This is a genomic window from Leptospira ognonensis, from assembly GCF_004770745.1.
In the GTDB taxonomy this organism is placed as follows: Bacteria; Spirochaetota; Leptospiria; order Leptospirales; family Leptospiraceae; genus Leptospira_A; species Leptospira_A ognonensis.
In genome coordinates this window covers 197953-224103 of sequence record NZ_RQGD01000010.1, presented here as the reverse complement: position 1 = coordinate 224103, position 26151 = coordinate 197953, and the positions used below count along the sequence as shown (strand labels likewise).

The window sequence follows — 26151 nt, the reverse complement described above, 5'->3', positions numbered from 1 at the left end:
TAATTTTTTTCCAGCCTCCATCAATCTTGAAAACGGTAGTAAGTTTTGTTTAAAGGCATTTAATCGCCATTGGAATGCATTTTGTACGTTTATTTTTGGTTTTTGCTGCGATTCTCCTTTCCAGTTCCTGTTTGCACAAACCGGAAACTTGGTATGGGGAAAATATCAGTCATCTTGTAGAATACCGACTGCCGGGTAAAAACCTTGTCCTCCCTTCCTCCTGCAACCATGAATCCATCCAACAACTGAAGGGACTCGAATGGTCCCAAAACGCAAGCGTGGATGCTGTGAGAGTACCTCGGGAGGGGAAAGGCCTATGGCTTCGGTTCCAGCTAGAAAATAAGACCAACTCGATCCAAAACTTCTCTATAATGATCCAATGGATCAATCTACCTTTCATAGAATTATGCTCTGAAAGTCATTCAGGGCATGTGATTGATGCTTACAGTGGGTACAATTGGGCGGGCTGGAATCACATTCTGTCTCCCTTTCCGCATTTTAACGTCGAGTTAGAGATCGGCGAGGCCCGAACCTTTTACCTAAAGGTTTTTTCGAATGAGGATTTGAATTATCCGATTCGTTTGCTTTCAGAAGGATCTTACCGTGGAGTCTTGATGTTCCGATTCCTTACTTTTGTTTCGTTTGCCGTTCTTGCCATCATTTATACGTTCTGGGGAATACACGAATACAGAAAGACTCGTTATACGGTATTTTTAGGTGTAGCCTTTCATTACCTTGCTTTTTTCTCTTTGGTTTACTTGGTGCACGGTCGCGAATTTGCTTCCCTCTATGGGGATAAAAATAACCTGTTCCGACATGCATATTACCTCCTGCTTGCATTCAACCACCTTGCATTTTTTGGCTATCTTGCAACCTTTGATGCTTACTCGGGCGGAATCGAAAGGAAAAGGTTTGTGTTTTGGATTTTCGCATTTAGCGGATGTTTGTACATGCTGGTACCTTTGGTTCCAAGATTTTATGATTATAGGATCTTTCTAGTACTTACTCTATTTGGTGGACTGATCGCATTTCTGTTAAGAACTCATCTTTACTTGTTACAAAAAGAGCGGACACAGGAAAAATTTTATCTTATCGGCTGGATGGTATTTCAAGCTCTAGTTTTTCTAAAAACTCTTTATCATTTTGATTTTTATCCCTACCAAGCCTTCGCCATTTATGCCTCGGTTTTCTTTCTTCCCTTGCTCTCGGCTGGATCTTTTTTAGTCCTTCATGAATTGGAAAAGAGAAAAAATGTAACTGGAAAGCAGAAGAGTATCTATCAAATTTTGGATGTTCCAAAATATTTATCAAAACTTCAAAATTTGATCGAAGAAGAAAAAATCCATCTTGATGCAAGCTTTAATGAGGAATCGGTAGCTGGTATCCTCGGTATCACATATCATCAGTTAAGTGAAATAGTTAATTCCGAATTTAAGGTAAATTTTCCAACACTTATGAACCAACGTAGAATTGAGGACTCGAAGAAATTGTTAATTGAAAGTCCTGATTTGAATGTCGCTGTTGTTGGTAAAATGGCAGGCTTTGGATCACGTTCAGCCTTCTATCTTGAGTTTAAAAAACATACAGGTTTTAATCCAAACGACTATCGAAAAAAATATAAAGTAGCAGAGGAAAGTTAAATGTCACAAGAAAAAATTCCATTAGATGGAATCGCGGGTCTTAAACAAAATTGGAAATCTGATTTAGTTTCTGGTTTTATCATATTTTTAATAGCACTACCTTTATGTTTGGGGATTTCTTTGGCATCTGGTGCGCCACCTATGGCTGGTTTGTTTTCTGGCATTGTCGGTGGTATCGTAGTATCTCTTTTTAGCGGATCCTACGTAACGATTAATGGACCCGCTGCTGGACTCATCGCTGTCGTATTACATTCGATTACAGTCTTGGGTGGTGGAGATTCACGACTAGGTTTTGAATACACCTTGGCTGTGATCGTGATCGCTGGCGGGATTCAAGTAATATTAGGATTGCTTAAGGCTGGCAATTTAACTGTGTATTTTCCTATTGCGGTCGTTCATGGGATGATGGCGGCGATTGGGATCATCATTATCTCAAAACAATTTTATTTTGCCCTAGGCATCACTCCTGTCGCAAAGACAATCTCTGGATTGATTCTGGAAATGCCGTTTAGTTTGTCTAAAATCAACCCTCAGATTGGAATCATTGGTGTATCGTCTATCCTTGTTATGGTGATTCTTGGAAAAATCAAAAATGTTTACGTGAAAAAATTGCCTGCCCCTCTGATGGCCGTTCTAGTGGGAGTGGCAATTGCAGCTTATTTTGGAATCACTGAACAACATAACTACACTTTTATGGAGAAAACATACGAAATTGGGCCAGCATTTTTAGTTACTTTACCCATGCAGATTTCAGATAGCATCATCCATCCGAATTTTGGTTTGGTTGGCACGGGAATTTTCTGGTTCATGGTGGTTACCGTTGCACTCATTGCCAGTATCGAATCTTTGTTAACTGCCTCAGCCATTGATAAGATAGATCCGTACAATCGGCATTCTGATATGAACAGAGAATTGGTGGCGAAAGGTTTAGGGAATTTTGTTTTAGGATGGATCGGCGGATTGCCCATTATCGCCGAGGTTGTTCGATCCTCGGCTAACTTAAACAATGGTGCAAAAACCAGATGGTCCAATTTCTTTCATGGACTCTTTTTGCTGATCTTTGTCATTTTACTACCTAATGTGATCCATATGATTCCACTCGCGGCACTCGCAGGAATTTTAATCATGGTCGGCGTAAAACTTGCATCTCCTACCGAATTTTATCACACCTACAAACATGGATGGGATCAATTTTTGGTATTTATGATCACTATCTTTTTTACGGTCTTTGAAGATTTGTTAGTTGGAGTAGGTGCAGGCATTGTAACAAAACTGATCATTCAGGTAGTGCTAGGTGTGCCACTAAAGAATCTATTTATTTCTGATTTTACAGAAAATGAAACTTCGGATGGTTATGAATTTGTCATCAGAAAGGCTCTTATATTTTCCAACCTATTGAGTTTGAAACGTGAGTTGGCATTGATACCGAAAAGTAAAAAAGTAAGAATCATAGCCACCGAGATTGAATTTATCGGTTTTTCTGCCTTTGATTTCTTGGCCGATTTTAAACGCGATTATGAGAAGACAGGTGGAAGTGTGACAATCAGTGGACATGAGTTATTGCACCCTTTAGCGAAAGATCCACTTTCGACGCGACGAAAACATATTTAGTTGTGTAGGCTAAAAAAGATTTGCCATTCCCTATTTTTTGCATAGGTTTCCATCGTTAACCCTATGCAAAAATTTAATAAATACCTTTTTTATTCCATTTCATTCTGTCTCTTTTGCAATGAACTGTATTCTCGTGACATACCTTTACTAAGGAACCGGGTGACAGATGAGACTTGGACATTGTCAGCTGAATTTACAAATCATCTAGAAAAGAAATTAGCAGATCACGAATCTAAAACATCCAATCAAATTGCCGTTTTGGTCATTTCATCCCTCGAAGGAGAGAGCATAGAAGACTTTTCCTTAAAAGTGGCTGAAAAAACAAAATTGGGCCAGAAAGGAAAGGACAATGGAGTTTTACTTACGATCGCAAAGGATGACAGAAAGTTGCGCATTGAAGTAGGCTATGGCCTTGAAGGTGTTTTAACAGATGTTTTGTGCAACCGTATCATCGAAAAAGAAATCAAGCCTAGTTTTAAGGCAGGAGATTTTGAAGCAGGCATTGAAAAGGGAATAGATTCCATTATCGGTGGAATCGGTGGGACATATAGCATCCCACCTCCAAAGGATTATAGCTATCTGGGTCCTTTATCTTTTTTTGGAGAGATGGATGGAGGCGGTGAAAACATACCGTGGCAAATCAGACTGTTTGCTTCTATCTTCGTCGTGTTCGTCTTAGGAATCTTTACGTATGCGGCAGCAAATACACCCTATATGGGTTGGTTCCTTTATTTTTTCTTATTTCCTTTTTGGAGTATATTCCCGATCGCCTTACATGGAGTAAACATCGGTGTTTCCGTATTTCTTACGTATGCCATCGGCATTGGTCTCTATAAATTGTACTTACTCATCACGCCTAGCGGTCGCAGACGAATGGCTAAAAATGTTAGTTCTTTTGGTGGCGGTAGCGGTTCCGGCTGGTCTTCTGGTCGGAGCAGCAGTGGCGGCTTTAGTGGAGGAGGGGGGAGCTTTGGTGGTGGAGGAAGTTCGGGCAGTTGGTAGGTGATTCATCCTTACCAAAGGAATACGATCGATTCCGGCATAGCTGTATACCGGAATCGGGAGAGTAAGAGATCCTACTATTTGTTATGCGCCTCAATCCAAGCAATGATGTCCTTTGTAACTTCGTCTCGATTTGTCTCGTTCAAGATTTCATGACGTGCATTTTCATAGAATTTATGAGTAACATCTGCCATGCCATTTTTCTTATAAATTCCGATTAAATCGGAGATGCTTTTCGTTTCTGCACCCACTGGATCCTTAGCACCTGCAACAAAATAAATGGGCAAATTTGTAGGGATTTGTTTCATTGTGGAAGCCTTATGGATCCATAATAGACCCGCGGTGAGATCGGCAAAGAATCCGGCCGTACAGATAAAACCACACCAAGGGTCATTGATGTATTTATCTACTTCGGCGTTGTCTCGGCTGAGCCAATCGAAGGCAGTTCGATTCGGTTTGAAGGCATTATTAAAGGCACCAAAACTCATCGTATCTAATAATTTACTTTTTTCATTTCGACCACTAATGAGAGAGATGATGGTCGCGATCAAATGACCTATGCTAACAAGGGCGCCACCTGGTCCTGCCGATCCTGAAAGTACGCAGCCTTTGATTTCATTTCCGTAGAGGGAAAGATACCCTTGCGTAAGGAAGGAACCCATGCTATGTCCAAAGAGAAAAACTGGCGTATTCGCGTTTTCTTTTTTGATAATACCCGTTAGTTGGTGCATATTTTCAACTACTTTACGAAAGCCATCTTTCTCTGCATAGATTCCGGCCTTTTCAAGACTGCCAGCTGTTTTTCCATGTCCTCTATGATCGTTCGCATAAACGGTAAAACCCATAGCTGTCAGTGCCGTCGCAAATCTCTCATATCTTGCTGCATGTTCTGCCATACCATGCGCAATCTGAATGGCTGCTTTCGCCTTGCCGTCATCAGGTGCCCATTTATATACAAAAATATCTAATCCTTCGTCGTCTTTAAAAGTGAATGTAGTTGATTTCAATGCCGCTAGGTCCCCTCTGCGTCAATTTTATGATTTACCCATTTCGGAAACCAGATTTTTTTCATCCAAAAGGGAGCTTAAAGATCAAAAGATTTTCGAAAAAATCTAAACCGTTCCTATAAGAAGAGGCGAGCGCCTTTATTTTTTCGATCGGACTTTTTTTCTTGCTAGTATGAGCGTTATACGAAAAGGAAATTGGGCCAAGAGGTATTCGATGAAAACAACTCAGATATTTTTACTCCTTGGGATTACGATTTTTATGCTCGGAAATTGCGGTGGGGGCGGAATGACAGCTCCAGATCCAAAACGGATGTCTTGCGAAAAATCTTGTTCGGTCGTAGCAGAAAAAGCTGTTAAAAAATGTACGGATGAGAAAAAGTCTGCGGATGTTTGCAAAACAGCTGGAACTCTCGCCGAAAGCAAGTGTGTTGATGAGTGTATGGCTCAGTAAACAAATAACCTTGGATCTTTTTGTTATAGAAAGATCCAAGGAATCACCTGCCTCCCAACCGAACTAAGGCTCTATCCTTGCAAGCTCGCGCAGTTTGTAATCCATCAGTATAAAATTACCGTCCATGGTTTCTCCAATAAACGTGCAGCTGTCAACCCAGTCACCATCATTCATATAGATTGTGGATTCTATTTTGGTCATGCTTGGAGTATGCGTATGCCCGCAGATGACTCCATCGACGTGATGGTCTTTCGCATATTGGATGAGAATGGTTTCAAATTTAGTGACATTGGCAAGTACAGTTTTGACTTTTGATTTTAAATAGCCTGATAGGGACCAATATTCTTTACCAAAAAGTTTTCTGATCTTATTGAGCAGTGTATTGAAATAAACAACTAGGTCGTAGGTCTTATCACCTAAATGGTAAAGCCAGCCAAGATTTCGCATGAATCCATCGAACTGATCTCCATGAATGAGTAGCAGTCGTTTACCTTTCACGGAATTATAAATATAAAAATCAGAGAGGGGGATCTCACCAAACTGAAACGTATTATTCAATAAAAGATTCCTGAAAATCATATCATGATTTCCTAATATATATTGAACTCTTTTTTTTCTGCTATATTTTAAAATCTTTTCAATCACTTTCCCGTGATCCTTGTTCCAATACCAGTGTGAGTTTAAGGCCCAAAGATCTACGATGTCACCAATTAGAAATAAATTTTCAAATTTAACTTTTTTAAAAAGCTCTAACAGAAAGGAGGCCTTACAATGAGAGGTACCTAAATGAAGATCGGAAATAAAAACGGATTTGAATTTCTTCTTTTTGGATTCTACTTTCATGTAATTTCTATACCTTATCTTCTTAAAAAGAAAAGGCTCCCATCGTATAGGTTTGGAATTGGATTTCTAAATTCGAGAAGAAAATTAGATAGGTTTGAAATTAAAAATCTTTTGCTCGACCCAAGTAAAAAAACAGTAGACTTCTCAGTGATCCTTTGAAAGAAAATTTTCACGCGCCACGGATTGAAGTGGAAATCGAGGCCTGACCTCGATTGGAACGGAAAGCCGGGTCGGGTCTGAAACACAAATGTCAAATAAAAAGAGTATCCGAGGCGCCAAACAAACAAGCATTATCCATAAGAAAATTATCCATAGGAAAGCGCCAAAACAGACAAGGTCCATTGAACGATTTCAAAAAATTTTAGAGATCGCATTTCAGACGATTGATGAAATTGGCTATGAGAATACAACAACGGACATCATTGCCGAAAGGTGCGAAATTTCGGTTGGCTCGCTCTATCAGTTTTTTCCAAATAAAGAAACGATCATTTACACAAAGGCAGAAGCTCTCTATTTAGAATTACATGAATTGTTCTTTCGGAAAATTAAACTTCTAACGCAGAAATATAAGCGCTATTCGGAAAGATTGATCCAAGAAATACTGATCGCCTTCGAGGATACACTTTCTGAAGTCAAAGGCTATTCAATCTTACATTCGATTCTTTATACACATCCTTCGCTCCTGGCTCTCGATCAATTGAGCAATGAAAGGTTTGCCAAATCTCTTGCCAAAGAACTATTAATGCCTCTCTATCCAAGAGTAACAAAAAGTAAGGCATTGTTAGTGGCACGGATTACCGTTGAATCCGTAGACGCAGTCTATCGGTCCCTTGTACGCAGCGGAGAGCATAGTCGGAGACAAAAATCCAAAATCATGGGTGAGCTTGCGATCTTCCTGAACGCTTATTTTAAGACATTAACTTGAAATTTTAGAAATAAATTTGACATATTTTAAAGAGAGAATAAAAATTTGTCAAATGTGAGGATTCCCTCATGTTTTAGGTGCTAGATGAAATTGAAATATTTAATTACACTGAGCTTGTTTTTGGGGTTTACCGCTTTTTTCAACTGTAGCGGTGAAGATCCGAGTAGCCAAGCATTTGTTCACGTAACGATGATGGATAATGCCTTTCATCCGCCCGTCATCAAAACTTACAAGGGTGGTAAAATTCGTTTCGTAAATGAAGGGAATAACCCTCATAATGCGATAGGTATCGATAAGTCGTGGACGACAGAAAAAACCTATGGGCAGGCAGCAATGTTTCGGGGGGCACAAACCGACGTGTATTTCCCTGAGGATGGAGTTTTTCCTTATTTTTGTTCCTTTCATTCTTCTCCTGATGGCAAAGTTGGTATGACAGGCGTGGCTGTGATTGGAAACGCAACCTTCCAAACACAGTCCCAAAATTTTAAATCCAAAATTTCAAAGAATTGGTCAGGTAAAACCCGAAAGGTGCCTAGCCAATATCCGACGATACAGAATGCCGTCGATGCCGCTTCTCCTGGTGATTTGATCCTGATCGCGAAAGGGATATTTAAGGAAGAGGTAGTGGTCACTACGCCGTCGCTTGTCATCCGAGGTGAGGATAGAAATGAAACCATCATCGATGGGGAATTTCTCCGTGGGAATGGCATCATGGTCGTTGGAGCAGATGGTGTCGCGGTAGAAAACCTTACAACACGAAATGCGACTTTGAATGGAGTTTATTGGACGGGTGTGACCGGATACAGAGGGTCTTATCTTACAGCATATAATAATGGTGATTATGGTATTTATGCGTTCGATGCCGTTGATGGTTTGATTGAACATTCTTATGGATCGGGATCGCCTGATTCTGGATTTTATATTGGGCAGTGCAATCCCTGTAATGCGATTATCAATGATGTAGTCTCTGAGAATAATGCACTAGGATATTCTGGGACAAACTCTAGCGGAAATCTTTATCTTCTTTCATCTGTTTGGCGAGATAACCAGCTGGGGATCGGACCGAACACTTTGGACAGGGAGCTACTTCCTCCGCAAAAAAGTATGGTAATCAAAAAGAATTTAGTTTATGACAATAACAATCTTGATGCACCGTCTAAGAAACTCGAAATTCCTTCTATTGGAAATGGAATTGGAGTGTTAGGAGGTCTTGAGAATATTGTTGAGAATAATGTTGTTTTTAATCATAAAAATTATGGCATTCTTGTAGCGATGAACATCGATGAGAATATTTGGATATCCAATAATAATATTGTTAGAAATAACACAGTTTTTTCTTCCGGAAGAGGAGACATTGCCTTAAGTGGCCCTGTCGGAGTGGGAAACTGCTTCAAAGACAATACGTATCATGTATCAAGTCCACCCATGCTGGAAACCATGCAAGGTTGTGGCAAGATTCGATACCCATGGGTTGCGGATCTTTCTTCTACAATAGGTCTTCTTGCCTTGTTTGTGCAGGCTAGTTTAGGTGATTTCACGCTTGGAAATTATAAAAACCAACCGATACCACCAAACCAAGAGACGATGCCAATCGATTTTGCCAAAAGCATCAAACCTGCGCACGACGTCTTTGTTTCCAATCAATATCTAATCGAAAAGGCCGAGCTGCCTGCGATTACAAAAATGGAAGTAGAAAGATACCAAAAGGAAACTTCTCTATTTACGACCGCACACCGCGTACACTACCCAGGGACTTTCAAAACTTGGTTCTTCCATTTGATTGGTTATCTTTTACCCTTCAGTATCTTTGCCTCCTGGACAGGTCTTGCCATGTTAGATCTGTATTCTCGAAACAAAAAGACGGGCTTTGGGATGATGCATTGGATCATCCTACTTGTTCCCTTTGTAGGCTCAATCATAACCTTATACGCAAAGGAAAGTTCGGTTCCAAGAAGGATCACGAATTCCATTGTCTTCGGTGGGATTGGGTTCTTTTTCACAATTTTAATTTTAGCAGTATATGCCATCACCCGTGTATCTGCGCCAACAGCATAATCAGGAGAAATTTATGGAATCAACACTCGCTCAAGCTGGAACTTGGACTTACTTTCTAGGATCCTATGCATACTATTTGCCTTTTGTTCTAACCTCTATTTGGGCTCCGATCGCTCTCTTTGATCTATCACAAAAGAAAGATATTTCAAATATGAAATCATACATTTGGTCCTTCGTGATCTTGCTAATACCGATGTTTGGTGGAGGTATATATCTTCTGTCTAGTGAGGCGACATTCGAAAAGAGATTCAGATTTACCGCTGTGTTCGGTGGTTTGGGAGTTCTCCTCTTAGTTTGGGTTCTGAGTTTAATTTCCCAAATTTAATCACATGGATCGCAAGGGTTTTTTAACGACTCTTGGATTTGGCGCAACTGGTTTTTTGGGAGCTTTGTTTGGCTCTTTGGCTAATAGCAAGAGTAGAACTTTAGGAGATGGTGAAGTCTGTGCGACTCCTATCCTTCAGGATGCTTCCGCAACTTTGTATGGACAAGCGCTAGGTGCCAACGGAAGCTTACGTGCTACAAATCAATATGGCAGTATGGCTCACCCTCCGTTTCATGTGAAGAGTGAATACACGGACAGATTCTATTTTCCGCCAAATTTTAAAATCTCTCACACCCGAAACAAAGAATTCCATCTAAATGTTTTTCCTATGAATGTGGACATAGCGCACGACGTTAGTTTTCCTGCATGGACGTTTGATGGAATCGTTCCTGGTCCTATCCTTCGTGCTACGCTTGGAGATGAGCTAGTGATTAACGTAAAAAATTCGAGTCCCGACCCTCATTCTTTGCATTTCCACGGTTCTCATGATCCGAATGAAGACGGTTGGGAGCCCATTCCTGCGTTTGGCGAAAAAACATATCGGATTGTCGCGGGACCAGTTGGTATGCACCCATATCATTGCCATGTACCTCCTTTAGTATTGCATACAGCAAAGGGTTTATTCGGAACGCTCATCGTCGATCCACCTAAACCACGTTTACCGGCCCATGAATTTGTTCTCACATTTTCTGGATGGGATGTTAAAAATAAAGGAAAGAATGATTATTATTCCTGGAATGGCGTTTCTGGAATTTATGACAGGTATCCAATGAAAGTACCCGTCGGTGAAAAAGTGAGATTTTATATCCAAAATTTGCTTGAGAGAGAGTCTGTGGTGACTTTCCATTTACACGCACAAACATTCGACATTATCAGAAATCTTGGAAGTACGATTCCCGATGGACATTCGGATGTGGTGACTCTTGGTCCTACGGAACGTGCCATCATAGAATTTACTTTACCTAAAAAAGGTCGCTATATGTTTCACCCTCACCAAACGCATATGGCAGAAAATGGAGGGATGGGATGGATTGTCGCCATTTGAAATTTTTAATCTCAAGGTCCTTATTGATTCTCATTTGTATGATTAGCGTTAAATGTAAGCTCCTAACAAATGTTTCTGATGATCGAACACCATTGGAGAATATGAGTTTTACCCTGCCTGATGGGAGAAGCTTAGATTCAAAATTTTGGAGAGAAGGTAAATCGATTATTTATTTTGGATTTTCCCATTGTCCAGATATGTGCCCATTGGCATTGAATCAGTTTGCGAGAGCATCCTTGATTCTTGGGCCACTAGCAAAAGAATTTAGATTTATTTTTATTACTTTAGATCCTGAACGAGATCATCCAGCTTTACTTGCGGGCTATGTTCGCCAATTCCCAGGAAAGAGCCTTTATGCTTTGTCTCCTTCCAATGATAGCTTACATCAGATAGAAGGATTATTTCATGTTACGAGCAAGAAAGTTAAGATGCAAGGGTCTTACACCATAGACCATTCCAATTTTATCTATGTATTGGATGAAAAACTCCATCAAATAAAAGCATATCCAGGAGGCATCTCTTCTGTTGAGCTAGCCAACCAACTGCGAGTGCTCGCAAAATCAAATTAAAAAGATTCGAGAATAATGGTCGTGATGAGACCAGAAGGATTGTTCTTTGTTAGCGTTACATCCACATATCTGTAATGATGCGAAAGTCTGGTTTTAATATTTCCAAGTGATCTACCCCAGATTTGAGATTCCTCGCTCATTTGTTCCTCGGTAATACCAGCGCCAGTATCTGCAATTTTTAGTATTAACCTTGCTTGCGTATCAATCTTTGCCGAAATATCAATCATCCAGTTTGCGGAGCTGGTATTGCGAAAACCATGTTTAAAGGAGTTTTCTACAATGGGTTGGATTGTTAGCGGTGGGATGGAGGCTTTGCTAAAGTCACCATCTTTCGTTAGGTGTATTTTTACAGTATCAAAAAAACGCAATTTCTGAAGATGTAAAAAGTCTTCCACAAACTCCCACTCTTCGTCAAACGGAATCAAAGCTAGGTCTGTCCTATCTGATAAAAATCTATAATTATTTGCGAGTCTGATGATGGCATCTCCCACCAATTCGGACTTTGTTTGTTGAAGAGCATGGATCGTATTTAAAGAATTAAATAGATAATGAGGGCTTAACTTAGTTTGAAGTGTTTTTAATTGCACCTCTCGTAAAGATTTTTCTGCCATGAGTAAGGAAGCCTCATATTCCTTCATTTTTTTTCTATTGGCAAAAAAAAGTTTTTCGAGTGCGAGTCCTTGAGCAAAGACACCAAACAAAACACCCCAGTAAGCGACTCCACTAAATGATGTTTGGTTTTGAATTGAAATAAAAATTTCAAAAAGGACGAGTATAAGTGTGAGCGAGAAACCTACAAGGTGCCCGAATCCAATTTCGCTACCTCGCTTCCAAGCAAAGTAAGCAACAACAATCGGACCTAAAAAATTAACAATGGCAAAGATGATATAAAATATCCGCAAGTGAAGAAAGATATTCATTACCAGGGGATACTCATTGATTGTAAATCCAAGTATGATATTGAATGTTCCGAAGATAATATTGGTTAAGATGAGAATATTCAATAAAAAATATTTTCCTGGGCCAAATAGACGGCGGAGACCAGAATGCATGGGAATATAGACAATGTTGGAACAAATCGTGGAGATGAGGTAGATGCTATAACGATCGGAAGAAAGATAACGTATGTATTCGTTCGTGCTAAATCCAAGGAGTCCTATAAAGAAGGCAAAGATTGAAAAATCGAGCAAGGTATAGTATTTTTTCTTATACTGTGTTAGATAAACTAAGGCGCTTACCAATCCGATGATGACGAAAAAAGAATGTAGATATAGAGAGAGCAAATTTGATTTAGCAAATTTATCAATGATTTCTGTTTCACTTCCAATTCTATTTTGTACGGGATTGATCAGGAAAAGATGCCCATCTCTATGATGGATTCGCAAGTAATAATACTTAGTTGGTTCATTTCCTAAATTTACCCATGAATAATCCGTATCTAATAGTTTAGGTAAAGTATCCAGACGATTAGAATCGCCATATCGAAATAACAACTTTGAGTTATCATTGTAGATTTCAAAAAAAGCACCTGAATGGTCGAGGAGCATAAATGGTCGTTCCATGTTTTTTAAATCAAGACCCGCAACACGAATCCAAACGATGGGGGATTTTGCAATACGAATCAAGGCATCGCTATCGACCCACGTTGTAAAGGAGGGCCACTCATCGTTGTTTGCTGCTTTGAGGTCATAAGAACCATCAGCTTTTTTTGCAATATCTCCTAAAATATATTCTGAATTAGGCGAGAGAAGTGGCGATTTAATGTCTGGCTTATGCTTTAGATAAAGATCAATATACGGATTTATTATAAGAAGAAAAAGGGAAATGAATATCGTCGCAATGAAGAGTGAGAGAACTGGGAATGGACTCGAGAGAAATTTTTCTACCGAGTGCCATTTTCTCCGTTCCAATTTTAATCCTCTAAATTAAAGTTAATCGGCATGCGATGTGCCATTTTTTTAGGTTGTCCTTGCACATAACCGGGGCTAAAACGTAGTCGCTTTACAATTTTCATTGCGGCTTCATCAAAGCCATAGCCAGCTTTTCCAGATACGATCTTTGCGGACTCAAGACTACCATCTTCATTCACTTGGACAAGCATGATGACTGTTTTTTCCGGTATGTTCGCAGCTCGTGCTTGTGGAGGAAAATAATCTTTTAGGTCGAAGTCGAGAATGGGAGAGGGTGGTCTATCTCCATTCCAAGAAAATAAATAGCCGTCTTTATCCGTACCATTTCCTGAAAGTTGATTAGGATTCAGATCTGAATTATCAGGCTCATCCTCTTTGTCCTTATTGCTTCCTTCCACCCACTCACTTTTTTCCACGGGAGCCGGTGAGGAAGTCCCTCCGATCAATTCCGGAGGAATTTCTTCAAAATTCAAATCTACATCTTCGAAATTAGAGGAATCAATCACTTCCTCTTCAGGTCTCATTTGGCTAATTTTATAAGCAGCATACGAACCCGTATGAAGCAATAAACTCAATGCCAGACAAATATGAAACAGTCTTTCCTTGTTTTGTCTGACAGAATGCGTAAATTTAGCGAAATACTTTTTTACTCTTTTCATTTTTTTACACTAAGTGCGATTCTCGTAATCCCTGCTTTGCGAATGATTCCCATGAGTTCTGTAATTTTGCCATAAGGCAAGGATTCATCTGCCGAAAGTGTCAAACGCATGTTTGGTCTTATTTTGGACTCGCGCTCTAAATTTTTAATCAAGGCAGCCAATTGAATGTCTTTGCCCTCAAGTAAAATACCGCCTGTTTTCGTCATGGCCACTTGCACTGACTCAGCCACATTTGGATCAGCGGACTGAACCTTTGGTAAATTGATATTGATACTTTCCTTTTTTAGAAAGTTTGCCGTGACCATGAAGATAACTAGAAGCACTAAAATCACATCCACCATGGGTGTGATATTTATGCTTCCTATTTCCTCATCTTGTGAACTGGATTGAGCCATATTTAAACCTTCGTTTTGTTCATTTGATACGCAAGAAATTCTTTTTTCAAGATTTCTAGATTTTGTAAAATTACCTTAGCCTTGCGTGAAAAATAATTATTTGCCATGACAACCGGAATGGCAACTCCAAGTCCTGCAGCAGTTGCAAGTAAGGCAGTAGAAATCGACCGCATAACAACATCTGCTCCAGAAGCACCAAGAGTTCCGAGTCCGTAAAATGCTTTGATGACACCGAGAACAGTACCGAGGAGACCGATAAATGGTGCATTATTTCCTAGTGTATTGAGTATCGGGAGGCGTTTTTCTAATTCCAATTTTTCCGAAAGAATTTGACCTTCTAGACTTTCATCTAATCCTTTGCGACCAAGACCAATTTGGCGAAGTGCAAAGTGAACAAATCTCCAGTAGGAAGAAGTGTGTGTGAGAGGAGCTTCCCAAGTAATTTCTGGCTTTTCGTGAAGGGAGCCTCTAACTTGCGTTAAGAATTCATCGTTGATTTTCCCCATTGTTTTTCGGAAATATAATAATCTTTCCAAAAAAACTGCAAACGCCACGATACTCGCAATCGTCATTGCGAGGAATACTAACTCTTCACCGATTTCTACAAATTCCTGCATGTTATTCTCCCTGTTGAATAAAATTAAAAATAAATAATTTTGCTATATTTTCGTCTGTTACCAGACCATTGCTTGTTGAAAAACAATCTCTAATGCACTTCGAAACGACCGTGTTTGTCAAGCTTGATTGGATAAAGCTACTCGCAGTTCCTGTTTTACATTCACCAGACGATATTTTGGTATTCCAATCTGTGACTTGGCAAGTGATCACACAAGTTTGAGCCATGGCAGACATTTGATTGAACTGACTCGATTTTAATGTATCTACACAACGGGTAGATAGAGTGGAATCGGAGGTTGAGGGCACAGAAATACCAAGGGCGACTGCCGGTGCCGAAAAACACTCTTCTTGCTTTTTCGAAAGCGAAACGCAAGCTGCGTTTGCATCTGTCGGTGTTGAAATATAAGTAAGCAACAAAGTTGTTTCATATTTTTTTGAGAATTCATCATCCTTTGTATCACAGCCAAACAATGCCAAAATGATTAAAAGTGAAGGTAGAAGTAAGTATGCCTTCATTAGAAGTGTGCCTCCATTCCAATGTTGAAAAAAGGTATAATGGTGCGATTTGGAAGTTCCAAAGTTCCGAATGTGGGACTCGGAGTGGGGTTGGTCGCGGAAAAAGGTCTCGAATTATCAAAGCCTTCTCCGTTTGTATTTTTACGAAGGTAAACGTTTACGATTTCTAGATACCAGTTCAGATAGCCCCATGAATAATTTTCAAATTTATCCAAACGAATATCCAATCTATGATAGTCAGCTCCTCTCTTCGTATTCCCATATTCTGATGTATAAGGATTATTAGAAACTTTTGAGTTCCAATATGTAATACCATTGGCAGGGTTTGCAAATTGACCCCCATCATCGCCAGTTATTTTTTGATACGGTGCAGATGTTAGATAACTCCAACGTCCACCTAATTGGTATTCCTCGGAAAATCTCCATCCATAAACAAGGTTTGCTACGTGTGTTCTGTCCCAGGTAGCAAGTTCCTCTTTGGAATTATTATAGTATTCAGCCAAAATTCTTCGTTCTAAACCGGAGTATTGAAACGTATCCCCGTCATAAATTTTATAGATATTGGTATTCGATAAAGATTGGGACCAGGTATACGAGAGCCAACCAAACCAATCCCTTGAGCCTTGCTTTGAATTTTTTCGAAACATAACTTCATAGCCATGAGACCAACCTGTTCCCCGATTGGAATAGTTCAAGGAGCGATTTGTAACAAGTGGATTAGAAAGCCATTGTGACTTGTCAGGGTTAAGACCGACAGGGATGGAAGCGTATGGATCGTTGACGATCGTGTTTTTAAATTCGTTCTTGAATACCTCAAATTTAAATTCATACACCTGTGAGATTTTTAAATCAAAACCAACTCCCGTTTTTCTGGCCTTTTCAAATTCTAAGTTTGGATTCCCAGTTTCTTGGTTAAAGATCGTCGTGAGCGGAAATCTTGCGAGGTCACCTCCGCTTCCAAAAATGGTGAGTCCTTTCATCACTTCCGGAAAGGTATAGGAAATAGTGGCTCTAGGTCCGAGCGCTCCATTTTTTGTGACCATTAAGTGGTCGTAACGAACTCCAGGCTCAAAAGCAAAGTTTCCTGTTTTGAATTTTAGTGTAGTGTAGGCGTTATAGTAGCCAGAAGTTCCTCTGACGGAAAGTGGGCGTGTCAAAAAATCTGGATTGGTCGTATTGTATGGGTTTGGTGTCGGATTCGTAGGATCTCGTAGTTGAATGTCCGAGCCATAATCATTAAAGGAAAGTTTACGATACTCAGATCCGAAATCAATCTTAACATTCGAATTTGCTGTCCAAGTCGCATCTTGTCTAAGTCCAACGTAGAGCGAACGCGTATATTGTTTTCCTTGAATGGCACCAAAGGCAATGTTATTTTCTACGATAGGATCGTAATTGATCAAAGTGAAACGATTTTGAAACTTATCACTCGGGTTCCAGCTGTAGCGGAGGGCAGTTGTTCTATAACTTTGACCAAAAGAAGCCCGGCCTCCTGCAAAGGAACCTAACTCGTCTTTTGTTGGATCGTTTGCGCCGTTATTGGGAGCAGCTATCGCAAAGTTGTCTTGGGCTGTCAGATTGTAGAATGAAATCTGATGTTCAGGATTAAAATTATAAACGAATTTTACCTGCGAATCGTTGTAACGGGGGAGACGGATCCCATCGGGAAGCAGTCCTGATTGCCCAAGAGTACGATCGAGATATCCGTATTTTCCGCCAACGGCAACATAACCCTTCCCGTTTGCTATGGGTGTCGCAGCATACGCCGTAGTATTCCAAAGTGAAACTTGAAAAGCACCCTTAGTTTTTGGAACCGAGTCGATTGTCTCGATTTCGATGATACCACCGGTGGCATTATTAAAGTTTGCTGGAAAGGCTCCGCGGTATAAATCAATCGACTTGATGAGATCATTATGAATCACCGAGGTTAGGCCATCTAAGTGATAGGCATATAAGATCGGAAGGTCATCATAAAGGTAGGTGTTCGATTGAGGATTGGCACCACGAACAATGATCCCATTCGCACCACCTCCAAAACTAATGTTTGGAACCACTCCAGGTAACGTTTCAAGGGCTCTGAGTGCCTCTCCAAATGTACCTGGCATGCGTTTGATTTCTTCATAACGAACTTTCGTTCGAGATGCGACTGTTTTTTCTCTTTCTCCCTCTACCGTAATACCACCTTTAGGTGGAGCTTTCTTATCGGTATACACCGTGCGAGTTTCATCACCACTTACATTGATTTTTATGTCTACAGGACCAGTTTCTCGCAGTAAGCGTAAGGTATATTCACCGGGTGAAGGAAAATCAACGGTTACGTTTCCTTCAGCGTCTGTTTGAAAAAACTTTTTGGTCTCAAAAACCATGACAGGAAGATTCTTTTCCCCTTGCTCTGTTTTGGCATTGAACAATTTTACTTTTAAGGTCACCGACAACAAGGGTGAGCTAAAAAATAATATAACCAATATTAGGATAAATTTATTTAATTTGTACTTTGCTGATGCCATTGAAGTTTATATACCAAGGTAGATCGCCTGGATCTTTTTGACTGTAAATGAGTATACAAGGCAGAGGGTACCCAGAGAAAGGACAACCTGTTCTTGTAATGGAAATGGTGCAGAGATCTAAATTTCGCTTAATGGGATCGCTCACGACAAGCAGAAGGGGTTCAGGAATAGGCGTGCCACATTTATCAGCCGCAAACTTAGCGGCTGCTAGTATCTGGCTTTGGGCATCGCTCACGTCCACTCTCTCATCTGTTTGGGCACATGAAATAAAATGGGAAAATAAAAAACATAAAACAATTACTGAAAATATTCTTCCAGACTTCATTTTTTACTCTCCCGGATTTTTGTATCGAGAGAATTTTCTTTTGGCTCTCCGACAACATCAGCGGTCACTATGACCACGCTTACCAATCCTAATGGAAAGTAGGGCCGATCTTCTCTGATGATTTGTATATTGATTAGAGTTCTTCCTTCTGGAAATTTCTCTAATGCCTGGCTCATCGCAAGTTCCACATTTGGTGCTTTGGTGACAGGAATCATACCTAACAGCGAAAAGGAGGAATCTTGTCCTGTCCCTTTTCCTAGCACAACATAATTGCTTGAACGAACAAGTGTTGCAGAATCATAAAGTGCAAGTTCATTTCTAACTTTCATTCCAAGGCAATTCATCATCCCAAAAGAGAGAGTCACCAGAATGAAGTATTTCACTCGTTTCATGGTTGGAATTCCTATTTTCGTCCTTTCCCGGTTGGGATCGTATTTGTCGTCGATGTATATCGTATGAGATCTCCACGGATACCAAAATGGTGTCGAATGATGGGTCCGAAAACAGATTTTTCATTGTAGTAGCGAATGTTAATGATCGCATCTGCTGTTTCTCCTTCCATCATCACATCATAAATTTTTTCTGTGGGGGGAGTTTCCGTGGAAACGCTTATCAAAATGAGATCTACAGAATACCACGTAAATAATTTATCTACAGATTTGATGGTTTCGTAGGTAGTATTGAGAATTGGTTTGTTACTCGCTGCAACTCCTACGGTTGAAGAAGCACAATTTGTAACAGCCATCGATAAGGCAAAAAGGAAGATAATAAGAAAGTATTTTTGCATTTAAAAACTCCGATTCAAGATTGAGAAAAGTTATGGAGCTGTTAAAGTCAATGCGAAATTCCAGTTAACTCACATTAACTACGGATTACAGAATAAACGCTACGTGAAAAGGAGTAAAAGTAAATTAACGCAAACCTAGGTTCTCTTTGAGAGCGGTGGCATAGACCCTGCCAACGGGTAAAATGGTTTCATCCTGGTTTTTTAACTGGATATTATAGGCACCACCTTTGTCGTATCGGAGAGAAGCAATCCAATCTAAATTTACAAGATATCCTTTATGTATCCGCATAAACTGCTTTTTGGGTAATTTTTCTTCTAAGTCCTTGAGAAGTCTCGAAGTCTCATAGTCCTTATTTTCTGTATGAATCACTGATGTTTTGTTATTCGCTGAAATAAAGTGGATATCATGAAAAGCTAAAATGTGAGTCGCCGAGTCGGATTGGAATGTCAGTTGCCCGTTTGTATTAACAATCTGTTTAGACGATTGGTGTTCTTTTAGAAATTTGATCGCTTTTTCGACCGACTTTCTAAAGCGTTCGAAGGAAAAAGGTTTCAGTAAATAGTCCAAAGCATCAAGCTCAAAGGCATCTACCGCATATTCACTATAAGCGGTCGTTAGAATAAAAAAGGTAGATTCTTTTTTTACTTTTTTAATGATATCGAGTCCAGAAAAAGCAGGAAGGTTTATATCAACAAATACGAGATCAAAGTCTTTCTCATGCAATAGATCTAATGCCTTGTTTCCATCTTCTGCGATTCCTGCCAATTTTAACTCATGACAATTTAGAATATAATCTATCATAAGCATCCTGGCGGGATATTCATCCTCAATGATCAATACTTGATAAAACTTATCTTCTGCCATCATTACATTCTCAATCCATACACTGTGAGTATCTCCTCTCGTCCACGAATTTCTATTTCACCCATAGATTGGAGAGAAGCTTTTGATTCTGTGCTTAACTTTTGGAAGGCAACTTCACTGAGTAGAATGGAGGATCCTAGTTCTTTCGTTTTTCCTTCCAATCTTGAAGCAGTGTTTACAGTATCGCCGATGAGTGTTCCATCCATTCTTGATTCTTGTCCAATCGTACCTATCAGAACTTTTCCATAATGGATTCCGATCCCAATCTTAACTTCGTTTTCTCCCAGTTCGTATCGTTTTTTATTGAACTCAGCAAGGCCCACTAACATATCTTTGGCTGCTTTCAATGCATTTTCAGAGGAACCAGGGAAAAATGCCATTATGGAATCTCCGATATATTTATCGATATAACCGGACATCCTTTCAATGGAGGGAGCTGTAAATCTCATAAAAGCATTTAAAAAATCAAATGTAAGCCGAGGGCTAAGCTTTTCTGAAATTGTGGTAAAGCCGCGAATGTCTAAAAAAAGAACTGCAACTTCTCCATCAACGGCATCGCCTAGCATCACATCTCTTACATCCTTTTTGTTCAAAAGTGGAATGATTTGTGAGGGAAAAAATCGAGAGAATGAGTCTGTCAATGATTGTTGTTCTGCTAAGGATTTAGCTTGCAAATCTGCTTTTTCTTTTTGGATAAAATTGATTCTATCTGCAAGTGAGAGTGATAGGAAAATAGCTTCAAGTACAGATCCAATTTGTACCGAATAATTTGTTAAAAAGTGGTAAGGGAGGATCCCAAAATTTCTAAGTCCTACTATGATCGCGCCAATCAAGACCACAGATGAGCCGAGGAGAAAGAACCTTGCCTGGTTGAATCCCTGATACCACGCATAGAAAGATACAGAAACAAGCGTTATAGAGACAATTAATGTGAAAAATAAACCCCCCATGACGGCCAATCGATAGAAACCAAGAAAAGCCGGAACCAAGGTAAGTGCAGAGAGCACAGCAATGATGAGTAAATAAATATTGAGCCTTGGCATATTTGTTTTGGCATCAACAAATTGCCTCGCAAAGAGAAGCGCAAATGCATTCACAAGTCCAATGGAAATCGGGAAAGAAAGATCGGCGATCTGCGGTCGGGCTGGAAATAGATAGGCGTGTGTATACCCCCAAATACTTGATTGGATCAGTGCTAGAAAAAATATATATAAAATATAATAAAGATAGCTCTTGTCTCTGATGCTTAAAAATAAAAACAGATTATAAAAGAAGACTACCCCCATTACACCAAAGTAGGCACCAAAGAGAGTCGACTTAAGGCTATCCTCTTCTAGATAGGATTCTTTACTCCATATTTTGAGCGGTAATAATACCGAACCCTGGCTTTCAAACCTCATCACTACTTCATACAAACCATTTTCGTTTAGTGGCAGATTAAAAATAAAATTTCTATGCAGAAGATACCGAAGACTTGCGTCCTCGTTTCTTCCCGTGTGAATTCTTGAAATCTCCTTGCCATCCTTTAGAATAAAAATATCTATCGAATCAATTAAAGAGACAAGCTCTATCCAAGCATGGTCCACGGCAGGCGTGTCAATTTGCATTTTCCATCTAAGCCAATAGGCAGATTTTGAATATCCAAAACCTAAAGAATTGGCAGTTGTCGTTTTACCTTCCTGATTCTCAAATCTGCTTCGCACAGTCTCAATCGATTCCGTTTTCGAAATATCTTCGATAAATGTAATATAGGGCGCAAGATTGATTGATTTAAAATTTGGATTCCAAGAGATGATGGGGGCAGTTTCCGCGTTAAGATTCGTTTGGAGGCAAATCAGGAAACTGAAAAAAAGTAAGCGCCGAAAGGGATGGAGAGCCATATTGATGGATTACAATCCATAAGTTGGAGTGGTCCTCAATCTTTTTTTATTGTTCTTTTTGAAAAGAATGTTTGTATTTGCTCCATGTATCAAACTAAGTTGGGAAACAATACTTTTCAATTTAATGACTTAAAAACTCTTATGGCAAAAGCCACACCGCTTCGATCTGGAGACGTTCTCGCTGGTGTTGCCGCGAGTTCAAGCGTGGAAAGAGTTGCGGCTCAAATTTGTTTAGCGGATATTCCTTTAAGTGAATTTTTAAATATCGAATTGATTTCTGCAGAGCAGGATGATGTCACGAGATTGATTCAAAAACAATTTGATCCAAATGCCTTTCGACTCATCTCTCATTTAACAGTTGGATCTTTTCGTGAATGGATTTTATCAAGTGAGACTCGCGAGACGGAAATGACATCGATCCAGTATGGTGTCACTCCTGAAATGGTGGCTGCAGTTTCAAAGATCATGTCCATTCAAGATTTGGTGTTAGGTGCTAAAAAATGTCGCGTGATCACTTCTTTTCGAAATACGATCGGCTTACCTGGCCGGCTTTCCGTACGTTTGCAACCAAATCATCCAACAGACGAATCTGCTGGGGTGGCCGCAAGTATTCTTGATGGCTTGCTTCTCGGAGCGGGTGATGCCGTTATAGGTATCAATCCTGCGACAGATAATTTGCCAAATGCAGCAAAATTATTAAGACTCATGGATTCCATACGACAAAAGTATTCCATACCTACCCAAACTTGCGTTTTGTGTCACGTCACTACTTCCATGGAGCTTATGAAGCAGGGCGAACCTCTTGATTTGGTATTCCAATCTATTGGCGGAACTCAAAAGTTAAATGAGAGTTTCGGTATAAGTTTATCTCTTCTCGGGGAGGCTCGGGAGCAGGCACTCTCCCTGAAGAGGTTCAGTGTTGGAAGTAATGTAATGTATTTCGAAACGGGGCAAGGTAGTGCTCTCTCTGCGAATGCCCATTCTGGAATCGACCAGCAGACCTTAGAGGTAAGGGCGTATGCAGTAGCACGAGAATTTTCTCCACTGCTTGTCAATACAGTTGTTGGTTTCATCGGCCCGGAGTATCTATATAATGGGAAACAGATCATCAGAGCCGGTTTGGAGGATCATTTTTGTGGCAAGGTTTTAGGATTGCCCATGGGTGTGGATATTTGTTATACGAATCATGCAGATGCCGATGCGGATGATATGGATATGCTCATGACTTTACTTGGTGTTGCTGGATGTAACTTTATTATGGGCATTCCGGGTTCAGATGATATTATGTTATCTTATCAAAGCACATCTTTTCACGACGCGTTATACCTACGGCAGGCTCTTGGATTAAAACCTGCACCGGAATTTGAAGCGTGGATTCAGGGTATGGGAATTTGGAATGAAAAAATGCTGCCTCTCAAAAATGAAAGATCGCGGGCCTTGTTGTCGAGTTTCTCGGGAGGATACGAGTGAAAGAAGAGGAGAATTTAAACCCCTGGGCAAGGTATCAAAAATATACGGCTGCGCGAATTGGTTTGCCTCTATCGGGAGGATCGATCGGCACCAAAGAGATATTAAATTTCAAATATGACCATGCCATGGCCAGAGATGCAGTATGGGCAGAATGTGATTTTGAACAAATCAAAGATCAGATTAAAGACTGGATGCCCAGTTTGATCTTAAAATCAAAAGCAATCACCCGACAGGAATACCTCTTGAGACCAGACTTAGGTCGATTGTTAGACGGATCAGATTATCAAACCCTTGAGAAAATACAGTCAGATAACATATCTTATGACCTTGTTTTTTGTATTGTTGATGGTCTTTCTCCTTTGGGTATCTCAAAAAATTTAGTAAACTTTCTATCAAAATTTAAAGAGAACGATTTTTTAAAGAGAAAGAAAATGGCTCCTCTGGTTTGTATCAAGAACGGAAGAGTCGCCATAGGAGATCAGGTGGCCGTGGCGTTAAAATCAAAAGTGGTCGTCGTGCTCATTGGTGAAAGACCAGGTCTTAGTTCCGCAGATAGTATCGGAGCCTATCTAACTTATGATCCTGTGATCGGAACTACCGATGAAAGGAGAAATTGTATTTCCAACATAAGGCCAGAAGGTCTAAATTTTGATAAGGCTAAAGATAAGTTGATGTATCTCCTTGAAACTGCGTTCTCAAGAAAAATAACTGGAGTCAACTTAAAAGATAGAATGAATGATCGGATAGAGGGACAGATAATTAATGAGATTGCAGAATCTCAATGATCACATAACTGACATCATCCTTCAGTTCTGTATCTGAATAGTCCATAATTTCTATTTGGAGGTTCTCGGATAGGGATTGGATGTCATTATTGCGATTTTCTTTTATGATTCTAATCAAATTCGCTTCGCCAAAAAACTTCTCATTCGATCTCGCTTCCGTGACGCCGTCTGTATAAAAGAAATATCGATCGCCCTCAGATAATTTTTCTATTACATTCTGATAAGAAAAAGTTTCTCTCCAACCAAGGATTGACCCTCGCAAATTGAGAAATCGAAACGAATGGTGGATGGGGTTATAAATGAGAGGATTCGGATGACCAGCAGAGCTTATGGTAACTTCACCTTTTTCCAGGTCGAATAATGCACAGGATGCGGTTATAAAATATTTGCTCACCAATTGAATCAAAGAAAGGTTCATTCTTCCTAGCAACTGGGCGGGATCAGTGGTCTCTTTTACGATTTCTCTAAACTGTACTTTGACCATAGAGGAAACCAAGGCAGCGGGTACACCGTGTCCGGCAACATCTGCTATAAAAAATATGAGATTCGTATCATTTACTTTTACCCAATCATAAAAATCTCCACCAATCTGTTCCATGGGAAGATAAGTAGGATGTAGTTTTAGACCCGTTATGGATGGAGATTCCTTTGGGAGCAGGTGGCCTTGCAGTTGTGAGGCGAAGAAAAGATCTTGTTGCAGATTGTTATTTTTTTTTCGTAGTTCTTCTGTTCTGATTTGGACCCGTGCTTCCAGATCTTTTGTTAATTCTGAAAGCTCTTTTTCGTTTTTTGCATTTCGAAAGGAGATGGTTACGGCAGATAGAATCATGAGAATCAGGAAACCATATTGGGTTAGATAAACATTTTTTCCAGTTGTGAGATCAATGGAGATATCAATGATACCTGAAACACAGACAATGAAAAAACCAATTCCAAGCATTCGGGCTTCATTTTTGTATATTTTAGATGCAAGATACACACCTCGCAAAACAAAGTATACTATGATAAGTAGTAATCCTTCCCAAATGCGAAGCAATAAAATGCGCGTAGCGATTTCGATATTGAAGAGCTGAATGATGGCAATGGATCCAACGATTATAATTAGCAGGGATTCTTTTAGTCGAATCGGGTCGCGAAATAATGCATAACTAAATAGGAATAAGGCTAAAGGAAAAAGTGTCTGAAATGTAAAAAATATTTTGAGAAGAGTAATGAATTCTAAACCTGAGTAAGTATGTGTTATATTAAGTAACGGTACCCTCCAAAATACAAAACACAAACTAGAACAAAGTAGGTAAAAATTCGCCTTCCTCTGTCTGCGAATGAGTATTGAAAATATTTGATACGCCCCAATACCAAAGAAGAGAAGCATGATACATACATCGCGACCATCTTCAAATATTATGTTTCCTAGTAATTGATTATAGCTACCGATTTCAGGGACGCTTCTGAAGATTCCCCCCGGAAAGGTTTTTGATTGGTAATATACTTTTACTTCCAAAACATTGATCTCGCCTCTTCTGAGAAGGGAATCGGGAAGATAGTAGAGTCGCTTAAAATACCAGTTAGGTGAGTAACGTCCATAAGGTTCAAAGTTTCCGGTTTCAGCAATCAGTTGGCCATTTAAAAAAACTTTATCGGCTTCTTGGATTCGATTGAGATAGATTCCTTGAGCAGGTGTTAGCAAAGTTTCTGGAAAAAGGAATTCAAGTTTGTAAGTTCCTGAGGTCGGCGGTGGAAAACCTTGCAAACTCAAACTGGTTCCCACTTGAATCGGAACCTCTCCTTTATCGTTTGTGTGAAAGGTCCATCCTTCCGCAACGCTCATTTTTGAATTTGGATCAATCAAGATCGGAGTTGCTGTTAGATTTTGTGTCAGAAAGAAATGCGAGGTTAAGAAGGCGATCGACAAATGTAGGAGAAAATTCGATAAAAGCGCCTTCATACCGCCTACAATATTA

25 protein-coding genes are annotated in these 26151 nt (G+C 39.8%); 11 read left to right on the top strand and 14 right to left on the bottom strand.

Going from position 1 to position 26151, the window contains the following annotated elements; all coding sequences use genetic code 11:
* The first annotated feature begins 74 nt into the window (after positions 1-74).
* From EHQ58_RS03535 to EHQ58_RS03525, 3 genes are all read left to right on the top strand, one after another.
* Positions 75-1640: a helix-turn-helix domain-containing protein gene (locus tag EHQ58_RS03535; RefSeq protein ID WP_135622046.1), complete on the top strand. Its 1566-nt coding sequence runs from the start codon at positions 75-77 to the stop codon at positions 1638-1640.
* Complete coding sequence (locus EHQ58_RS03530; protein WP_135622044.1) at positions 1641-3251, top strand: SulP family inorganic anion transporter; 1611 nt, start codon at positions 1641-1643, stop codon at positions 3249-3251. It begins immediately after the preceding gene.
* Positions 3252-3410: 159 nt separating this feature from the next.
* Positions 3411-4253 (top strand): TPM domain-containing protein, encoded by an 843-nt coding sequence (locus EHQ58_RS03525; protein ID WP_246047097.1) that lies wholly within the window; start codon positions 3411-3413, stop codon positions 4251-4253.
* Positions 4254-4330: 77 nt separating this feature from the next.
* Here EHQ58_RS03525 and EHQ58_RS03520 read toward each other — a convergent pair whose 3' ends face one another.
* Positions 4331-5260: an alpha/beta hydrolase gene (locus EHQ58_RS03520; protein WP_135622040.1), complete on the bottom strand. Its 930-nt coding sequence runs from the start codon at positions 5258-5260 to the stop codon at positions 4331-4333.
* Positions 5261-5474: 214 nt separating this feature from the next.
* Between EHQ58_RS03520 and EHQ58_RS03515 the strand changes: the two genes are divergently transcribed.
* A complete protein-coding gene (locus EHQ58_RS03515) occupies positions 5475-5711 on the top strand; it encodes a hypothetical protein (protein WP_135622038.1) in 237 nt (78 codons plus the stop codon).
* A 63-nt stretch (positions 5712-5774) separates the two neighbouring features.
* Here EHQ58_RS03515 and EHQ58_RS03510 read toward each other — a convergent pair whose 3' ends face one another.
* A complete protein-coding gene (locus tag EHQ58_RS03510; RefSeq protein ID WP_135622036.1) occupies positions 5775-6554 on the bottom strand; it encodes a UDP-2,3-diacylglucosamine diphosphatase in 780 nt (259 codons plus the stop codon).
* A 247-nt stretch (positions 6555-6801) separates the two neighbouring features.
* On the opposite strand from EHQ58_RS03510, the gene EHQ58_RS03505 reads away from it, so the two are divergent.
* From EHQ58_RS03505 to EHQ58_RS03485, 5 genes are all read left to right on the top strand, one after another.
* Positions 6802-7479: a TetR/AcrR family transcriptional regulator gene (locus EHQ58_RS03505; protein WP_135622034.1), complete on the top strand. Its 678-nt coding sequence runs from the start codon at positions 6802-6804 to the stop codon at positions 7477-7479.
* A gap of 84 nt (positions 7480-7563) precedes the next feature.
* Complete coding sequence (locus EHQ58_RS03500) at positions 7564-9534, top strand: right-handed parallel beta-helix repeat-containing protein (protein ID WP_135622032.1); 1971 nt, start codon at positions 7564-7566, stop codon at positions 9532-9534.
* A gap of 13 nt (positions 9535-9547) precedes the next feature.
* Positions 9548-9859, top strand: coding sequence for a PLDc N-terminal domain-containing protein (locus EHQ58_RS03495; RefSeq protein ID WP_135622030.1), 312 nt, complete (start codon positions 9548-9550; stop codon positions 9857-9859).
* Positions 9860-9863: 4 nt separating this feature from the next.
* A complete protein-coding gene (locus EHQ58_RS03490; RefSeq protein WP_135622028.1) occupies positions 9864-10904 on the top strand; it encodes a multicopper oxidase domain-containing protein in 1041 nt (346 codons plus the stop codon).
* A 38-nt stretch (positions 10905-10942) separates the two neighbouring features.
* Positions 10943-11473 (top strand): SCO family protein, encoded by a 531-nt coding sequence (locus EHQ58_RS03485; RefSeq protein WP_246047094.1) that lies wholly within the window; start codon positions 10943-10945, stop codon positions 11471-11473.
* On the opposite strand, the gene EHQ58_RS03480 is transcribed toward EHQ58_RS03485, so the two are convergent.
* The 11 genes from EHQ58_RS03480 to EHQ58_RS03430 form a co-directional block, all read right to left on the bottom strand.
* The gene (locus EHQ58_RS03480; RefSeq protein ID WP_135622025.1) at positions 11470-13383 is read right to left on the bottom strand and encodes a histidine kinase; all 1914 of its coding nucleotides are present in this window, start codon (positions 13381-13383) and stop codon (positions 11470-11472) included. The genes EHQ58_RS03485 and EHQ58_RS03480 overlap by 4 nt on opposite strands.
* A 2-nt stretch (positions 13384-13385) precedes the next feature.
* The gene (locus EHQ58_RS03475; RefSeq protein WP_135622023.1) at positions 13386-14042 is read right to left on the bottom strand and encodes an energy transducer TonB; all 657 of its coding nucleotides are present in this window, start codon (positions 14040-14042) and stop codon (positions 13386-13388) included.
* Complete coding sequence (locus tag EHQ58_RS03470; protein WP_135622021.1) at positions 14039-14437, bottom strand: ExbD/TolR family protein; 399 nt, start codon at positions 14435-14437, stop codon at positions 14039-14041. Before EHQ58_RS03470 ends, EHQ58_RS03475 begins: the two co-directional genes overlap by 4 nt.
* A 2-nt stretch (positions 14438-14439) precedes the next feature.
* Complete coding sequence (locus tag EHQ58_RS03465; protein WP_135622019.1) at positions 14440-15054, bottom strand: MotA/TolQ/ExbB proton channel family protein; 615 nt, start codon at positions 15052-15054, stop codon at positions 14440-14442.
* Between the two features lies 1 nt (position 15055).
* Entirely contained in the window at positions 15056-15571 is a 516-nt protein-coding gene (locus EHQ58_RS03460) for a hypothetical protein (protein WP_135622017.1), read from the bottom strand.
* Positions 15571-18078 carry a TonB-dependent receptor plug domain-containing protein gene (locus tag EHQ58_RS03455; RefSeq protein ID WP_135622015.1) on the bottom strand — a complete coding sequence of 836 codons (2508 nt, stop codon included), beginning with the start codon at positions 18076-18078 and terminating at the stop codon, positions 15571-15573. Before EHQ58_RS03455 ends, EHQ58_RS03460 begins: the two co-directional genes overlap by 1 nt.
* Positions 18050-18403 (bottom strand): hypothetical protein, encoded by a 354-nt coding sequence (locus tag EHQ58_RS03450; RefSeq protein ID WP_135622013.1) that lies wholly within the window; start codon positions 18401-18403, stop codon positions 18050-18052. Before EHQ58_RS03450 ends, EHQ58_RS03455 begins: the two co-directional genes overlap by 29 nt.
* The gene (locus EHQ58_RS03445; protein WP_135622012.1) at positions 18400-18795 is read right to left on the bottom strand and encodes a hypothetical protein; all 396 of its coding nucleotides are present in this window, start codon (positions 18793-18795) and stop codon (positions 18400-18402) included. The genes EHQ58_RS03450 and EHQ58_RS03445 overlap by 4 nt, the downstream gene beginning before the upstream one ends.
* 11 nt (positions 18796-18806) lie before the next feature.
* Positions 18807-19190, bottom strand: coding sequence for an LIC20211 family lipoprotein (locus EHQ58_RS03440; RefSeq protein ID WP_135622010.1), 384 nt, complete (start codon positions 19188-19190; stop codon positions 18807-18809).
* Between the two features lie 124 nt (positions 19191-19314).
* Positions 19315-20055 (bottom strand): LytR/AlgR family response regulator transcription factor, encoded by a 741-nt coding sequence (locus EHQ58_RS03435; protein ID WP_135622008.1) that lies wholly within the window; start codon positions 20053-20055, stop codon positions 19315-19317.
* Positions 20056-20057: 2 nt separating this feature from the next.
* On the bottom strand, positions 20058-21935 hold the full coding sequence (locus tag EHQ58_RS03430; RefSeq protein WP_135622006.1) for a 7TM diverse intracellular signaling domain-containing protein: 1878 nt from the start codon (positions 21933-21935) through the stop codon (positions 20058-20060).
* Positions 21936-22019: 84 nt separating this feature from the next.
* On the opposite strand from EHQ58_RS03430, the gene EHQ58_RS03425 reads away from it, so the two are divergent.
* A complete protein-coding gene (locus EHQ58_RS03425; RefSeq protein ID WP_135622004.1) occupies positions 22020-23405 on the top strand; it encodes an ethanolamine ammonia-lyase subunit EutB in 1386 nt (461 codons plus the stop codon).
* Positions 23402-24190, top strand: a complete 789-nt coding sequence (gene eutC, locus EHQ58_RS03420; protein ID WP_135622002.1) for an ethanolamine ammonia-lyase subunit EutC — start codon at positions 23402-23404, stop codon at positions 24188-24190. Before EHQ58_RS03425 ends, eutC begins: the two co-directional genes overlap by 4 nt.
* Here the strand turns inward: eutC and EHQ58_RS03415 are convergent.
* Positions 24165-26135, bottom strand: a complete 1971-nt coding sequence (locus tag EHQ58_RS03415; protein ID WP_135622001.1) for a PP2C family protein-serine/threonine phosphatase — start codon at positions 26133-26135, stop codon at positions 24165-24167. The two genes, eutC and EHQ58_RS03415, sit on opposite strands and share 26 nt — an antisense overlap.
* Positions 26136-26151 lie beyond the last annotated feature (16 nt).

Bases quoted from the DNA above. Each gene is read 5' to 3' on its own strand.
- EHQ58_RS03535 (WP_135622046.1), top strand. From the start codon at position 75: ATGCATTTTGTACGTTTATTTTTGGTTTTTGCTGCGATTCTCCTTTCC.
- EHQ58_RS03530 (WP_135622044.1), top strand. From the start codon at position 1,641: ATGTCACAAGAAAAAATTCCATTAGATGGAATCGCGGGTCTTAAACAA.
- EHQ58_RS03515 (WP_135622038.1), top strand. From the start codon at position 5,475: ATGAAAACAACTCAGATATTTTTACTCCTTGGGATTACGATTTTTATG.
- EHQ58_RS03510 (WP_135622036.1), bottom strand. From the start codon at position 6,554: ATGAAAGTAGAATCCAAAAAGAAGAAATTCAAATCCGTTTTTATTTCC.
- EHQ58_RS03505 (WP_135622034.1), top strand. From the start codon at position 6,802: ATGTCAAATAAAAAGAGTATCCGAGGCGCCAAACAAACAAGCATTATC.
- EHQ58_RS03500 (WP_135622032.1), top strand. From the start codon at position 7,564: ATGAAATTGAAATATTTAATTACACTGAGCTTGTTTTTGGGGTTTACC.
- EHQ58_RS03495 (WP_135622030.1), top strand. From the start codon at position 9,548: ATGGAATCAACACTCGCTCAAGCTGGAACTTGGACTTACTTTCTAGGA.
- EHQ58_RS03490 (WP_135622028.1), top strand. From the start codon at position 9,864: ATGGATCGCAAGGGTTTTTTAACGACTCTTGGATTTGGCGCAACTGGT.
- EHQ58_RS03485 (WP_246047094.1), top strand. From the start codon at position 10,943: ATGATTAGCGTTAAATGTAAGCTCCTAACAAATGTTTCTGATGATCGA.
- EHQ58_RS03475 (WP_135622023.1), bottom strand. From the start codon at position 14,042: ATGAAAAGAGTAAAAAAGTATTTCGCTAAATTTACGCATTCTGTCAGA.
- EHQ58_RS03470 (WP_135622021.1), bottom strand. From the start codon at position 14,437: ATGGCTCAATCCAGTTCACAAGATGAGGAAATAGGAAGCATAAATATC.
- EHQ58_RS03465 (WP_135622019.1), bottom strand. From the start codon at position 15,054: ATGCAGGAATTTGTAGAAATCGGTGAAGAGTTAGTATTCCTCGCAATG.
- EHQ58_RS03460 (WP_135622017.1), bottom strand. From the start codon at position 15,571: ATGAAGGCATACTTACTTCTACCTTCACTTTTAATCATTTTGGCATTG.
- EHQ58_RS03455 (WP_135622015.1), bottom strand. From the start codon at position 18,078: ATGGCATCAGCAAAGTACAAATTAAATAAATTTATCCTAATATTGGTT.
- EHQ58_RS03450 (WP_135622013.1), bottom strand. From the start codon at position 18,403: ATGAAGTCTGGAAGAATATTTTCAGTAATTGTTTTATGTTTTTTATTT.
- EHQ58_RS03445 (WP_135622012.1), bottom strand. From the start codon at position 18,795: ATGAAACGAGTGAAATACTTCATTCTGGTGACTCTCTCTTTTGGGATG.
- EHQ58_RS03440 (WP_135622010.1), bottom strand. From the start codon at position 19,190: ATGCAAAAATACTTTCTTATTATCTTCCTTTTTGCCTTATCGATGGCT.
- EHQ58_RS03435 (WP_135622008.1), bottom strand. From the start codon at position 20,055: ATGGCAGAAGATAAGTTTTATCAAGTATTGATCATTGAGGATGAATAT.
- EHQ58_RS03430 (WP_135622006.1), bottom strand. From the start codon at position 21,935: ATGGCTCTCCATCCCTTTCGGCGCTTACTTTTTTTCAGTTTCCTGATT.
- EHQ58_RS03425 (WP_135622004.1), top strand. From the start codon at position 22,020: ATGTATCAAACTAAGTTGGGAAACAATACTTTTCAATTTAATGACTTA.
- EHQ58_RS03415 (WP_135622001.1), bottom strand. From the start codon at position 26,135: ATGAAGGCGCTTTTATCGAATTTTCTCCTACATTTGTCGATCGCCTTC.